Origin of the sequence: Priestia sp. JSM ZJ58 (genome assembly GCF_044383985.1) — a bacterium.
Taxonomy (GTDB): Bacteria; Bacillota; Bacilli; order Bacillales; family Bacillaceae_H; genus Priestia; species Priestia zanthoxyli.
Genome location: NZ_JBISEM010000001.1, coordinates 3,652,695 through 3,665,920, shown reverse-complemented (window position 1 = coordinate 3,665,920; position 13,226 = coordinate 3,652,695). Strand labels below are relative to the sequence as shown.

General features: G+C 37.9%; 13 protein-coding genes and 1 riboswitch. Of the genes, 10 read left to right on the top strand and 3 right to left on the bottom strand.

Annotated features, from left to right (window positions below):
- Positions 1 to 216 precede the first annotated feature (216 nt).
- Together ACH6EI_RS19020 and ACH6EI_RS19015 are read left to right on the top strand one after the other, a co-directional pair.
- Entirely contained in the window at positions 217 to 1,122 is a 906-nt protein-coding gene (locus ACH6EI_RS19020; protein ID WP_394530571.1) for a zinc ribbon domain-containing protein, read from the top strand.
- A gap of 62 nt (positions 1,123 to 1,184) precedes the next feature.
- Complete coding sequence (locus ACH6EI_RS19015) at positions 1,185 to 2,639, top strand: zinc ribbon domain-containing protein (RefSeq protein ID WP_394530572.1); 1,455 nt, start codon at positions 1,185 to 1,187, stop codon at positions 2,637 to 2,639.
- A 93-nt stretch (positions 2,640 to 2,732) separates the two neighbouring features.
- Here ACH6EI_RS19015 and ACH6EI_RS19010 read toward each other — a convergent pair whose 3' ends face one another.
- On the bottom strand, positions 2,733 to 3,290 hold the full coding sequence (locus tag ACH6EI_RS19010; RefSeq protein WP_322551807.1) for an HPP family protein: 558 nt from the start codon (positions 3,288 to 3,290) through the stop codon (positions 2,733 to 2,735).
- Between the two features lie 232 nt (positions 3,291 to 3,522).
- On the opposite strand from ACH6EI_RS19010, the gene ACH6EI_RS19005 reads away from it, so the two are divergent.
- Entirely contained in the window at positions 3,523 to 4,314 is a 792-nt protein-coding gene (locus tag ACH6EI_RS19005) for a histidinol-phosphatase HisJ family protein (protein ID WP_099330687.1), read from the top strand.
- Between the two features lie 123 nt (positions 4,315 to 4,437).
- Here ACH6EI_RS19005 and ACH6EI_RS19000 read toward each other — a convergent pair whose 3' ends face one another.
- Complete coding sequence (locus ACH6EI_RS19000) at positions 4,438 to 4,560, bottom strand: anti-repressor SinI family protein (protein WP_080968635.1); 123 nt, start codon at positions 4,558 to 4,560, stop codon at positions 4,438 to 4,440.
- Positions 4,561 to 4,580: 20 nt separating this feature from the next.
- Positions 4,581 to 4,667, bottom strand: a riboswitch (cyclic di-GMP riboswitch).
- Positions 4,668 to 4,767: 100 nt separating this feature from the next.
- Positions 4,768 to 5,118, bottom strand: coding sequence for an XRE family transcriptional regulator (locus tag ACH6EI_RS18995; protein ID WP_221832756.1), 351 nt, complete (start codon positions 5,116 to 5,118; stop codon positions 4,768 to 4,770).
- A 334-nt stretch (positions 5,119 to 5,452) separates the two neighbouring features.
- Here ACH6EI_RS18995 and ACH6EI_RS18990 point away from each other — a divergent pair, with 334 nt between their 5' ends.
- The 7 genes from ACH6EI_RS18990 (at position 5,453) to ACH6EI_RS18960 (ending at position 13,214) form a co-directional block, all read left to right on the top strand.
- Positions 5,453 to 5,875 (top strand): hypothetical protein, encoded by a 423-nt coding sequence (locus ACH6EI_RS18990; RefSeq protein WP_098627345.1) that lies wholly within the window; start codon positions 5,453 to 5,455, stop codon positions 5,873 to 5,875.
- A 142-nt stretch (positions 5,876 to 6,017) separates the two neighbouring features.
- A complete protein-coding gene (locus tag ACH6EI_RS18985; protein ID WP_394530574.1) occupies positions 6,018 to 7,730 on the top strand; it encodes a methyl-accepting chemotaxis protein in 1,713 nt (570 codons plus the stop codon).
- A 231-nt stretch (positions 7,731 to 7,961) separates the two neighbouring features.
- Entirely contained in the window at positions 7,962 to 9,959 is a 1,998-nt protein-coding gene (locus tag ACH6EI_RS18980; RefSeq protein ID WP_394530576.1) for a BglG family transcription antiterminator, read from the top strand.
- Positions 9,959 to 10,405: a PTS sugar transporter subunit IIA gene (locus ACH6EI_RS18975; RefSeq protein ID WP_302892603.1), complete on the top strand. Its 447-nt coding sequence runs from the start codon at positions 9,959 to 9,961 to the stop codon at positions 10,403 to 10,405. The genes ACH6EI_RS18980 and ACH6EI_RS18975 overlap by 1 nt, the downstream gene beginning before the upstream one ends.
- Positions 10,406 to 10,424: 19 nt before the next feature.
- Entirely contained in the window at positions 10,425 to 10,742 is a 318-nt protein-coding gene (locus tag ACH6EI_RS18970) for a PTS fructose transporter subunit IIB (protein ID WP_394530577.1), read from the top strand.
- 22 nt (positions 10,743 to 10,764) lie between these two features.
- Positions 10,765 to 11,841: a PTS fructose transporter subunit IIC gene (locus tag ACH6EI_RS18965; protein ID WP_121944582.1), complete on the top strand. Its 1,077-nt coding sequence runs from the start codon at positions 10,765 to 10,767 to the stop codon at positions 11,839 to 11,841.
- A gap of 92 nt (positions 11,842 to 11,933) precedes the next feature.
- Positions 11,934 to 13,214: a class II D-tagatose-bisphosphate aldolase non-catalytic subunit gene (locus ACH6EI_RS18960; protein WP_394530579.1), complete on the top strand. Its 1,281-nt coding sequence runs from the start codon at positions 11,934 to 11,936 to the stop codon at positions 13,212 to 13,214.
- Positions 13,215 to 13,226 lie beyond the last annotated feature (12 nt).

Sequence of the window (13,226 nt, the reverse complement as noted above, 5' to 3'; positions counted from 1 at the left end):
ATTTATATAATGTCCATGGACTCAGAAGTAAAAGAAAGAATTCTGCTAGGGAGTTTAGGTAGTAATTTTTTTAGTTGATCCGTTGAAAACACCTCTCCTAAAATACCAAAAATGGTGTATAATGCTAAAAGGTATGAATATAGAATTATATAGATTTTAATAAAACAAATCTATATGACTATATTTTAAACAATTTATTGAAGGGGGAAGGAGTATTTGAATTGTTCAAATTGCGGCCATTTTAATGAGGGCGGAAAGTTTTGCGTGAAGTGCGGTCATAAATTGCAAGAAGAGGTAGCTGTAAGCCAGGCAGCAGCAGCATCTGAATATCAGCCTCAGTCACAAACTGCGTATGCGCCTCAACAGCCTAATCAGCGTGTCCGTCAGGCGAAAAAAGTGTCAAAATCATTTTTTAGTTATTTTGCAGAAGGAATTAAAAATCCAACAGCTACAGCACAAGCAGCAGGGGAAAGCCAATTCGTTAATGCTCTTATCACCCTCATTCTTTATGCTCTTAGTATACCCATTATGCTGTATGTAGGCTGGAAGCTATTGTTGATTCAATTTGTTCGAAGCATGTTCAAGCTTCCTATTATCAGTGAAGAGCTGGCTCCATCTGACATGGAGGATTTTAATACAGGCGCTGATTTAATAAAAGCCACAGATATCAACAGCATCATTCACTTCAATTTTACCGATTTTGTCTTTAAACAAGGGATTTTCATTTTTATTGGACTCGCGATTATTATTGGGGCAACATATGTTGCAGCAAAGTTTGGAAAGGTAGACGTTTCTTTTAAAGGATTTTTCTCACGCTTTGGCACGTTTATGATTATTCCAACAGCGCTTCTTCTAATTGGACTTATGCTTGCATTTCTTCACGTTGAATACTTCTCTTATTTTATGAATTTTGGTTTACTGAGTATTTTCCTTGTGGTTCCATTTACGATTGCTAGCTTTAAGCAAAGCGGAACAAATGGGCTTGATCGTATCTATAGCACTCTTATTGTATATGTAGTCATTACGATTGTACTGACGTTCATTGCGAATGGTTTAGGAGAAGAAGCCAAAACCATTATTACAAGAATGGGAAACAGCAGTGAATTAAATGATCTGTTTTAAGTCTGCAGAAAGCATCGTTTACAGCGATGCTTTTTCATAACACTATAAAAGGAGTGTAGAAATTGGGATATTGTAAAGAGTGTGGACATCAGTTAACCAATGAGCATCAATTTTGTCCAGAGTGTGGACATCCCGTCGAAAGAAAAGAGACTTCTAGCCAAGGAGCAAAATCACAGCGTTATGTAGAACCTGCACCTTCAGTAGAGGAAGGGAAAGAATCGGTAAAACCTTCAAATAAAAAAATAAAGGTTATAGCCATTTCAGTTATAGCAGCAGCTGCTATACTTGGCGGCGCTTATTACGGAATAGATAAAACAATGATGTCGCCTAAAGCTGTGTCAGAAAAATTTATTGCTTCAGTAAAGGGCAATGATGTTGATAAAGTAAAAAAATATGTAAATGATGGTCAAATTCAACTAGAAGCCAACGATGAGCAAACAAAATCATTTATTACATATTTGCACGAAAATCCGGATGTAATGAAATCAATCTCTGAAGGGTTAGCGGCAGATAGCAGAGCGCTTGAAGCAGGGGTTCCAAGCGAAGATCACTCTTCATACGCTAAGCTAGAACAAGACGGAAAGAAGTGGGGAATCTTTGATCATTACACGGTACAAATAAACCCTGTATATGCAAAAGCTCAGTCTACAGAAGATGCGACAGTAGTATATATTGACGGTCAAAAAGCTGGAACGGTAAGCAGTGACTCTTCTAAAAAGATTGGTCCATTTTTACCTGGTACACATACTTTAAAAGGTGAAGTGCAAAATGATTACGGAAAAGTTGAAAACGAACAAGAGATTGAAGCCACCAACGGAGAAGATGTAAACGTTGAGTTTGATTGGTCAGATCATGCAGTATACATCTCTTCAGATTATGATGACGCGACGCTGTTCGTTAATGGTAAAGACACAAAAACAAAAATTAGCGATATTGATTATTTAGGGCCACTCCCGATGGACGGTTCAGTAAAACTATATGCAAAACGCGGAGAAAAGAAAACGGAAGAAGTATCAATTAAAAAAGGCATAGAAGATGTTGCGCTTAATTTTGATGAAAAAAATACGACAGCAGCTACGGCAAAAGCATCGGCTCCTTTTAAGAATCAAGAGACGACGGACAAAGGTTTGGAAGTCAATTCTGGAGTATCTACTAGTGAAGTTTCTAGTTTTATCGAACAATATATGTACGCTACAATTTCCTCAATTAACAGTGGAGACTTTTCTGTTGCAGCGCCTTATATCGATACTAACGGACCAAAATACAAGGAACAAAAAGATTATACAGCTTACCTAATCAAAAAAGGAATAACAGAAGATTTATTAAGCTTTAATGTAAATAGAGTAACAAAACTAGATGACTCTATGTATAAAGTATATACAACAGAAGAGTATGATATTTCGTATGGAGACGGATCTGTTAAATACAAAAAATTCAACAGTATTCATAAAGTAAAAGAATTATCTGATGGAAGTTTGGGAGTTTACCAGCTTATTAGTTCAACGGAAGTAAAATAAAAGCTGATAAATAGACCCTGAAATAGCAAAAAAGGCAGTAAGGAAAAATAATAAAAAAAGACGTCTTCTATGAGGAGACGTCTTTTTTATGTATCAAACCCAATACCTGGGATACTGCCGATCTTGAAATAAATTGTTATACACGGTAGAAATCAATACGACCACACATGCACAAATCATAATAATACCTAAATATCCCCAGCCTGCTTGAGTGTTAATGGCGACAATCGCGCTAGCCGCAGCAGGAGGATGAACGGTTTTAGTAAGAATCATTAAAATAAGAACAAAAGCCAGCACAATCGCAATCGTAATAAGACTTCGATGAAATAAACTCCAAATAATAAGTGCAGAAACCGTTGCTAGTAAGTGCCCTCCAAGCACGTGACGAGGCTGTGATAAAGGCCCTTTATGAGCTCCGAAAACAAGCACGCAGGTTGCGCCAATCGGAGCGAGCGCCATTGGATAACCAAGCGCTAGTGCAATCGCGCTGCTAATGATAATCGCAATTAAGCCTCCGATCGAAGAAACGACTGCATCTCTATAATTGATTTTCGGTTCTTCTTTTAGTTCTCCTTTCATCTTTTTAGCATAAGAGCTTAAGTAAGACAGAAAGGGACTTTTTGTTTGAGAGAAACTTTTTTCAATCTGCATTTCTTCTTTCCTTTCTCCTTTGTAAGTAAAAGTTGTTTGTCAAGTTGTATGTCAGAACATCTGCTATATTAAGTTAGTTTATAAGAAAACAAGGATTACTGGAAGAGGAAAAACGTCTTTTTTTAGTGGAAATTCTTTTTACGAACCAAAAAAGGCGTAATGGAGGGGAAAAGGGTCTCCGTGTGCAGTAAGTACAGGAGAGATGTATAATAAACTTAGAGGTGACTAAATTATGTATCTAGTAGACTACCATCATCACACGAACAATTCATTCGACTCACAGGCAGTCATGAAAGAAGTTTGCGAACAAGCTGTGAAAAACGGCATAAACGAAATTTGTTTTACCGAGCACTTTTCATTAAATCCATTAGCACCAACGTACGGTCATATGGATTTTGATAAATATGAACGAGAACTAGCAGAATGCAGAGATCAATTTCAAGGCCAGCTAGTAATTAAAAAAGGAATTGAAATTTGTGAACCGCATTATTTAAAAGAGAAGTATCAAGAAACGGTGAAGCAAGAGAACTTTGATTTTATATTAGGGTCGGTGCATAACATTAATAACATCAAGCTTCGTAAACATTTGGAGCTGAACGATAAAGAAGCAATTTACCGCGCTTATTTTAATGAAATGTATAAGCTAGTAAGCGAAGCCGACATTGACGTATTGGCTCATTTAGATTTAATGAAGCGCTATGCGTTTGAGCAATATGGTATTTACGACTTTCATCAATTTAAAGATGTTCTTGCGGAGATTTTGAAAACAGCCATTGATCGTAATATTGGAATTGAAATTAACACTTCAGGTATAAGAGGGAAGCTGGGCGAAGCATTGCCGGCACTTGAAGTTGTTGGGCTGTACCGCGATTTAGGCGGAGAAATCTTAACGATTGGATCTGATTCACACTTTGCTGAAACGGTAGGAGCTCATATGAAAGAAGCGGTTGAAATGGCGAAACAGTGCGGATTTACGGAGATTTATACGTTTGACCAGCGTCAGCCAAAAGGAATTCGTATTTAATAAAATGGTGTTTCACATCTGCTTCAAGCGTTTTTTATACACGTGTTTCTATGAGGAAATGGTAGAAGAATAATGAGCATAAAATACAAAAAGCACGCTCTGATCTGAGCGTGCTTTTTGTATTCAATTCTGCTTAAACTCTTTTAAAAACGTTCGGACTTCTTCTATGGTCAGCCCCATTGCGCGAGCTGTTTGCATAAGACTTATCCATTCCTGATCGATCGACAGTACATTCTCTTCTTTCATTACGATTCATCCACCCTTTGCCAGGGAACTCAGCCGTCATAGCCAAAATAGGCCTTAGACCCGAAGCTTTGCGTCACTATTTTTCAATAATTTTGCCTTTGTCTGGATAATTTGTAATAGTTACCATATATAACCTATGTTCATTATATAGTATGTTTGTCATGAATGCTGTCGAAATAGGTCGATTGTCATAAAAAAATCAAATAATTAGTCAACTAATGTATTCATTTTTTTTCTGAATTTTAAATAGGAATGAAATTCAGTAAATTCCTCTTTGGTCATTCCATCGTTAATTGCTTCTTCTATTAAATAAAGCCACTCGTTGCTTAGAGATAGTTTTGAAGAAAATGCAAAATCTCTGCTTCCTGCTTCAATTAATTCATCGATTGTTGTATTAAGAGAAAAAGCTATTTTTTCTAGCATGTGAATAGACGGGTTATTGTTTAGGCCTTTCTCTAAATGAGATAAATATGACTTTGAGATACGGGCTTTTTCAGCTAAGCGTGTAATAGAATATCCGTTTTTTAATCGTAAAGTTTTAATTTTGGTTCCTATCACGTTAAGTTCATCCTTTTCTTATATCCTTTTTGTTCATTATAACGCATATTAGTTTATTTTTATGTATTTAATTATAAAAAAGGTTCTTTATAACGAATGACTTCTTGTTTTTAGAAGCTTTTTTAGTTCGAAAGTCTCTAGTGAAGTTCATAGTTGGTTCATAGAAATCCTTCACAATAAAGATAGAAACCTACAAGACAGGAGAGATAACCATGATCTGGAAAACTGAGTGGACAAAATGGAGCCATCACAGCGCGCTCCAAGTGACTTGCACAAACAAGTGACTAACGTGACCAAAAGTAAATGAGAAGAGTCCTTTTACAAACAGCAAAACATGACGCTTTATGATGGGCTAATAGAGCTTTATGAAACCTATGGCTATTACAACGAGTCTCTGACTTCGTTCACTTTAAAAGGAAAAGACGGAGCGGAACAAATTAGCCGTATTGTGAACGTATTCCATGAGCATCCTCCTGCAGAAATAGCGGATGCGACAGTTGAAAAAATAGAAGACTATCAAACTGGAATAAGAACCAACTTACTGACCGCTCAGCAAGAAAGAATGAACTGGCCTTCGGCAAATGCACTCAAATTTTGGCTGCAAGGAGGCTCTTGGTTTGCGATTCTCCTCTCAGGCACAGAGGCAAAAGTGAAGTTTTATTTTGGAGTGAATCAAGAGACGGAAAGTGAAAGTAAAAAGAGATTAAAAGAAGTAGAAACAAACGTCATCAATATGATCGAAAGCCTTGTGTACTAATGGAGAAAAAACGTGCTGATTGCTTCAGCGCGTTTTTTATTTCGATAAAAATTCAAAAATGTACTATGGATAGAACAAGCCTCATGACCGATAGATATAACGAAGTGCAAGGGAAAGAAAATCAGTGAAAAGGGGATATGGTATGGGGGTCTTGCGCAATTTAAGTATTTATCGAAAGCTATTAATCATGGTTATCATTTCGACGATTTCACTAATTACAGTAGCAGTCATCAGCTATTTCTACACGCAGCAAATTGCTGACAGCTCGGAGTCTATGTACAATGACCGCCTGCAGCCAATCAGGCAGTTAGGGCAAATTCGTACGAATAACCGAGCAATTGATGCGAATACGCTTGAAATGATTTTATCAAAAGGTGAAAACTATCAGCGTAAGCGTCTCGATGAAATTCAAGAAAAAGAAGCTGAAAATAAAGAGCTCATGGCACAGTATAAAAAAACATTTTTGCTAGATAGTGAAAAAGAAAAATTAGCTGTATACGAAGAGAATATTGGCAACTTAACACAAGCAAGAAGTGAAGCTATACAGCTTGCTCAAGATGAAAAAGGAGATGAAGCCTATAACGTTTTTTCTAAACAAATCGTCCCCCTGCGTACAACCATAAACAACACGCTAGATGATCTTCAAACGATAAACAATGACGAAGCAAAAAGCATTTACCAAAAAAATAAGCAAAGCGCAAAATCAGCGGTTACTACTCTTTTACTCGTCAGCGCGTTGGTCATCCTACTTACAATAGGGATTGGACTTCTGATTGCACGCATGATTACAAAGCCTTTAAACGATATTAAAAACCTTATGGAAACAGCAAAAGACGGGGATTTTCAAGTGAAAGGCACCTACGAATCCAACGATGAAATTGGCTCCCTTACCGCTTCATTTAATAAAATGATTGGCGGATTAAAAGAAATGATTATGTCCGTTGGAAACATTTCATCAACGGTTGCAGCTTCTTCAGAAGAACTAAGCGCCAGCGCAGAACAAAACAACAGTGCGATTGAACATATTTCAGGCATCACTGAAAAACTAGCCTCAGGATCCAACCATCAAGTGAATCAAATTCAAGAAAGCTCCACCATTATTCACCGCATTACGAACCAAACATCAGAAGTTGTTGAAAATGTCGAGCAAATCACTAAGCGAGCACTCGACACGGCTGCGATTTCAAATAGCGGAACAGCGACCGTTGAAACAGCAGCCAAACAAATGAAATCAATCAACGAAAATGTCACCGAACTCTCATCTGTTTTTCAAGGTCTTAGCGAACACTCAGCTAAAATTAGTCAAATTAACGATGTCATCACAACCATTGCTGATCAAACAAATCTGCTTGCTTTAAATGCAGCTATTGAAGCAGCAAGAGCAGGAGATCACGGAAAAGGCTTTGCCGTTGTGGCAAGTGAAGTACGTAAACTAGCAGAAGGTTCATCCAACTCAGCGAATCAAATTAAAAATCTAGTTGCACTCATTCAAAGCGAAACAGCTCGAACGCTTCAATTTATGACGGTCACCACCAAAGAAGTAAAAGAAGGCCTAGCAGTAGTGGAACAAGCGGGTACGTCATTTCTGCAAATTAACGAAGCTGTGCAGCACGTAGTGAATCAAATTCAGCAGATCGGAAGTGCTATTCATAATCTAGCCAAAGGTACGCTTGAAGTCCAGCAGGCGATTCACGAAGTTAACGGCATCGCTGAAGAAGCGGCAGCCGGTGCGCAAAACGTATCAGCTACAACTGAAGAACAGCTTGCTTCCATGGAGGAAATTGCTTCATCGGCAATGGACTTAGCAAATATGTCGGAGGAACTGCAAGAATTGATTGCAAGATTTAAAATATGAGAAAAAGCATGGAGCCAGCGCTCCATGTTTTTTGTATGAAGTAGGCTTATTTAAGCTACAAAGTACTCTCTACCATAGTTCTGTGCTCTTTCTTCAACAGTGAAGTTGCAAAGAATTGATATACCCGTTATCAAAAGAAGGTGATAAGATTTAACTAACAAGAAAACGTTTACAAAAATAAAAACAAGTACACGTTACAATCCATGATTTATAAAAAAGGGGTTTGTAGAAATGGAGATGTTAACAACACGACAAAAGAAGTTATTACAGTTAATTATTAGCGAAGAAGAGTACAAAACGATTGATTTCTATTCTCAGAAAATGAAAGTTTCAGAGCGAACGGTGCATAATGATTTAAAGCTAGTTTCTGGCTATTTATCAAAAGGAAGCGCCACTCTTCATAAAAAACCTGGAGTAGGAATTAAAATCAAGGCCAAACCAGATTATAAGCTCATGCTGTTAAATGATTTAGATCTAAAGAAAGAAGAAATTGATCCTCTATCAACTAAAATAAGAAAGATGAAAATTATACTGCAGCTGTTATATGCAAATCAGTCGACTTCTCTTCAAAAGTTATCAGAAGAATTTATGGTAAGTAAAACATCGATTGTAAAAGACTTAGAGAAAGTAAAAGAATGGTTAAAGTCCTACGGCTTACTTTTAGTAAAAAACCACGAAGGCACAAGGGTAAAAGGAAATGAAGAAAGTACCCGAAGAGCAATTGCTGGTATTACAAATGAACTTTTAAATTTAAATTATCAGCAGGATTACGATATTCAATCCAGCAGCAGGCTGGATGCCGCGACTTTCTCAGGACTATCCAACTTGTTTGAAGACCTTGAAGTCACACAGGTAGAACACATCATTGAGCGTGCAGAGAAAAAGCTTCAGTATCGCATCAGTCATACGTATTTTCTGAATTTAGTTACACACATTTTAATTTTAATTAAGCGTGTTCGCTCTCATCAGCGTATAGCAGCTGTTAATGAGCCAGAGTTGCATCATCAAACGGATTACGTTTTGAAAATGTATACCATTGCTAAAGAGGTAAGTGAAGAAATATCTGAATGTTTCGATATCAGTATCCCGGAAAATGAAATCCACTATATAAAGCAGTATTTATTATGTTCCGGTATGGAAAAAGATATTTCACCAAGTAATGTTGAACTATTTGTAAACCACGCGGATAGTTCGTTAAAAGAGTTAGTAGACGAGATGGTTCAAACTTCGACCAAGGTAATGAATCTGAATCTGCAAGGTGACAAAGAGCTGTACACAGGTCTGCTCATGCATATTAAACCGATGGTTAACCGCTTGAAATATCAAATTAACATCAAAAACCCGCTTCTAGAAGAAATCAAACATCAGTATTCCGCAACATTTGGCATGACGTGGCTTGTTTGTTCCATCATCGAAAGAAAATTGAATGTAAAAGTAAATGAAGATGAAATTGGATATGTAACGCTTCATTTTCAAGCAGCAATCGAAAGATGCGTAGGGCTAAAAAGAGCAATTGTCGTCTGCCCCGGAGGTATTGGCACATCTCAGCTAATCGCAAATCGAATCAAGCGGCTTATTCCTCAGCTGGAAATAGCAGAAGTTATCTCTTTAGGCAGGCTATCTCACTTTGATTTAAGCAACATTGATTTTATTATTTCAACCGTTCCTTTACATATTGAAGTGAAGCCGGTTATTACAATTTCTTCGCTCGTAAGTGAAGTGGACATTAAAAATATTAATAACTTTTTTTGGGAAGATACATTTTCGAAAAAAGAAGCAAGTATAACATGTGCCAATTTATTTAAAATGCTAGATCCGCAGTTGATTTTTCCTCAGGTGAATTTTACAGATAAAGAACAGCTAATTGATTATTTATGTCACCAGCTTCAAAGCAAAGGATACGTGAAGGAAGGTTTTAAGCAATCAGTTGTTCAACGTGAAAACATAGCTTCTACTTCACTAGGAAATTCAGTAGCGATCCCTCACGGAGAAGATCAGTACGTAGAGCGTTCTAAAATTATTATTGCCACGTGCTCAAATGCGTTGGACTGGGAAGAAGGAGAAGTGAAAATTATCTTTCTGCTTGCATTAAAATTTGGTGAACAAATTGTTGTCAAAGATATACTTACAGATCTGTACAGTATCTTTGATTCTGAGAACACCCTTACTAGATTAACAGAATGTACAACGGCAGAAGAAGTGATGGAGCTGTTGGGAGAGGGGATGTAATGGTTATTAGTGAAAGCTTAGTAGCACTTGACTTAAAATCCAAAGATAAATTAGACATTATTAAAGAGCTAGGGCATTTAGCTTATTCGTCTGGGAAAATCAAATCAATCGATAAGTATATTGATAGCGTCTTAAAAAGAGAGGAAGAGTTCTCTACGGCTATCGGATATTCTATCGCCATCCCGCACGGAAAGTCCGATCAAGTAGTCGAGCCATTCATTGTATTTGGAAGAGTAAGCGAGCAAGTTGAATGGGATGAAGACGATGATAAAGAAGTGAAATTGATTTTCTTAATAGGCGTTCCTTTAGCTCAAAGCGGGGATGTTCATTTGAAAATTTTAGCTAATATTAGCCGGGAGCTTATGGACGAAGAATTTCGAGAAGAGTTAATTCACGCTCCTGGTGTAAGAGAAGTATGTTCAACACTTAAAGCAATAGCTCTATAAAATTTGAGGAGGAATAAACATGAATATTGTAGGAATTACGGCTTGTCCGACAGGAATTGCACACACATATATGGCTCAATCTGCTTTAGAAAAGGCTGGAAAGAAATTAGGACACAAGGTGATGATTGAAACGCAAGGAGCAATGGGCATTGAAAATGAACTAAAGAAAAAACAGATTAACTCAGCGGATGTTGTTATTTTAGCTGTAGGCTGCGCCATTGAAAGAGAAGAAAGATTTACCGGCAAAAAAATATTAAAAGTAGGAGTAGCAGAAGCCATTTCCAATCCTCAGAAAGTGTTGGAACAAGCAGAAAAGCTTATGACGCAAGAAGTATAAATGGAAGCGGGAGAGTGGTGCTATGAAAGAGTTTTTTAAAATCCTAAAAAATCATTTAATGACGGGTGTTTCCTACATGATTCCAGCGGTTGTAGTGGGCGGCATTTGCATAGCAGCTGCGTTAGCTACAGGAACACCTGGGGAAAATGGAATGGAAGTCACCAACCCTTTAATGAATAACATCTTAAGTATTGGTACAGCTGGATTTACGATGATGGTTCCGGTTTTAGCAGGCTATATCGCTTACTCCATTGCGGGTAAGCCTGGCCTTGTGCCGGGAATGATTGTTGGGTACATCGCTAACACACCGATTGGTGACAGTGAAGTAAAAGCAGGATTTCTCGGAGCGATTGTTTTAGGATTTTTAGCCGGCTGTTTTGTTCAGTGGGTAAAAACCTGGAGAGTGCCGACTATGCTTCGGCCAATCATGCCTATTTTTATCATTCCGATTACTAGTTCACTCGTAATTGGTTTAGGATACATCTATTTATTAGCCAAGCCGATTGGGTATTTTATGACAGCTATGACGGAAACATTAAAACAAATGAATGGATCAAGTTTGATTTTATTAGCGGTTATCTTAGGATGCATGATTGCATTTGATATGGGAGGCCCTATTAATAAAGTAGCCTGCATGTTTGCCTTTGGAATGATGGCAGAAGGCGTGTATACGATTATGGGGATTATAGCAATAGCGATTTGTACTCCTCCTCTTGGTTTAGGACTGGCTACCTTATTAAGCAAGAAAAAATACAACGATCAAGAAAGACAAGCGGGAAAAGCAGCTCTTGCCATGGGGATGATAGGGATTACAGAAGGAGCCATTCCGTTTGCCGCAGCCGATCCTTTTCGAGTGCTGCCTTCAATCATGGTAGGGTCTGCCACAGGAGCCGTCATTGGCGCTCTTGCCAAAGTAACAGATCATGCTCCTCATGGAGGGCCAATTGTTTTATTGGTTGTCGATCATAAGCTTTGGTATATAGGAGCTATTTTAGCAGGAACAGTCGTGACAGCCGTCATGGTCAATGCTTTAAAGAAAGATGTAACAAAAGAAGTGCCTGAAGAAGAACCAATGGATCAACAAAGCATCAGCGTCTAAAAGTCAATAGCAATCCCTCGAATGAACAATATGTGTATACATATTGTTCGTTCCATTTTAAAGGGGTGTTAACCATAAAAGGAGGAAGTATCATGCAAAAAGTAAACATTAATGAAGTGGTAAAAGTAATGCTCAATATGCAAGACAAAGGAGAGGCGGTTACGCTTCTAGGAATTGGACCCATGTCTAAAACGTTATTAAAAGCTTGTTTTGAATTAGGAAAAGAAAAAGATTTTCCGCTGTTATTTATTGCTAGCCGCAATCAAGTAGATGCAGCAGAACTAGGCGGAGGCTACGTTTGTAACTGGAATCAAAGAACGTTCACTCAAACGATTGCTGAAACAGCGGCTGAAACAGAGTTTAACGGATTGTATTACACGTGCCGAGATCACGGCGGCCCGTGGCAGCGAGACAATGAAAGAAATGATCATCTAGAAGAAGAACTGGCGATGCAGTTAGGTAAGCAGTCATACTTAGAGGATTTGAATAACGGGTTTGATCTGCTTCATATTGATCCAACAAAAGATCCTTATGAAATGGGAAAAGTGGTTCCAATGGAAAGTGTGCTGAGTCGTACAATTGAATTAATTCAGTACTGTGAAAGTGAACGAAAACGCTTAGGGTTAGCTGAAATTGGTTATGAAGTAGGAACAGAAGAGACAAACGGGGGGTTAACTTCAAGAGAAACTTATGAAACGTTTATTCAAACGTTAAACAGCGAGCTGGAGAAACGACAATTGCCTACTCCAACCTTTATCGTAGGTCAAACAGGAACGCTTGTAAAAATGACAGAAAATGTAGGAACCTTTAATTCTAAAAATGCCCAAGAGCTAGCAAGCATCGCCAAACAGTATGGAGTAGGTCTAAAAGAACATAACGGAGATTATATTGATGATCATATTTTGCTGCAGCACTTGCCGCTTGGCATCACCGCCACAAACGTTGCTCCGCAGTTCGGAACGGAAGAAACGCGTGCGTACATCGAATTAGCAAAAGTAGAAGATCAGCTTGCTCGAGATGGACTCATTGAACATCAATCAAATGTTGAATACGTCTTAACGCTTCAAGCTATTAAAAGTGAAAGATGGAGAAAGTGGATGGTAGGTGATCAGCGCGAGCTGCAAATCGGAGATATCCTCCAGCAAAAAGAGCTCACTGATAAAATTTTAGATATTGCCGGTCACTATGCATTTAACCATGAAGAAGTAAAAGCAGAAATTCAAACGTTATTTCATAATTTACGACAGTGCAATATTGACGGAGAACGTTTTGTTATTAATCGGATCAAACGTTCTTTAAATCAGTATGTAGAGTGTTTTAACCTGGAAGGGAGCACAACAAAGATTATGAAAGAAATTGGTGTTGAAGTATAAGAAAATAGAAAG

What these genes read in the sequence shown, in the direction of transcription:
- ACH6EI_RS19010 (WP_322551807.1), bottom strand. Translation starts at nt 3,290, where the DNA reads ATGCAGATTGAAAAAAGTTTCTCTCAAACAAAAAGTCCCTTTCTGTCT.
- ACH6EI_RS19005 (WP_099330687.1), top strand. Translation starts at nt 3,523, where the DNA reads ATGTATCTAGTAGACTACCATCATCACACGAACAATTCATTCGACTCA.
- ACH6EI_RS19000 (WP_080968635.1), bottom strand. Translation starts at nt 4,560, where the DNA reads ATGAAAGAAGAGAATGTACTGTCGATCGATCAGGAATGGATAAGTCTT.
- ACH6EI_RS18990 (WP_098627345.1), top strand. Translation starts at nt 5,453, where the DNA reads ATGACGCTTTATGATGGGCTAATAGAGCTTTATGAAACCTATGGCTAT.
- ACH6EI_RS18985 (WP_394530574.1), top strand. Translation starts at nt 6,018, where the DNA reads ATGGGGGTCTTGCGCAATTTAAGTATTTATCGAAAGCTATTAATCATG.
- ACH6EI_RS18980 (WP_394530576.1), top strand. Translation starts at nt 7,962, where the DNA reads ATGGAGATGTTAACAACACGACAAAAGAAGTTATTACAGTTAATTATT.
- ACH6EI_RS18975 (WP_302892603.1), top strand. Translation starts at nt 9,959, where the DNA reads ATGGTTATTAGTGAAAGCTTAGTAGCACTTGACTTAAAATCCAAAGAT.
- ACH6EI_RS18970 (WP_394530577.1), top strand. Translation starts at nt 10,425, where the DNA reads ATGAATATTGTAGGAATTACGGCTTGTCCGACAGGAATTGCACACACA.
- ACH6EI_RS18965 (WP_121944582.1), top strand. Translation starts at nt 10,765, where the DNA reads ATGAAAGAGTTTTTTAAAATCCTAAAAAATCATTTAATGACGGGTGTT.
- ACH6EI_RS18960 (WP_394530579.1), top strand. Translation starts at nt 11,934, where the DNA reads ATGCAAAAAGTAAACATTAATGAAGTGGTAAAAGTAATGCTCAATATG.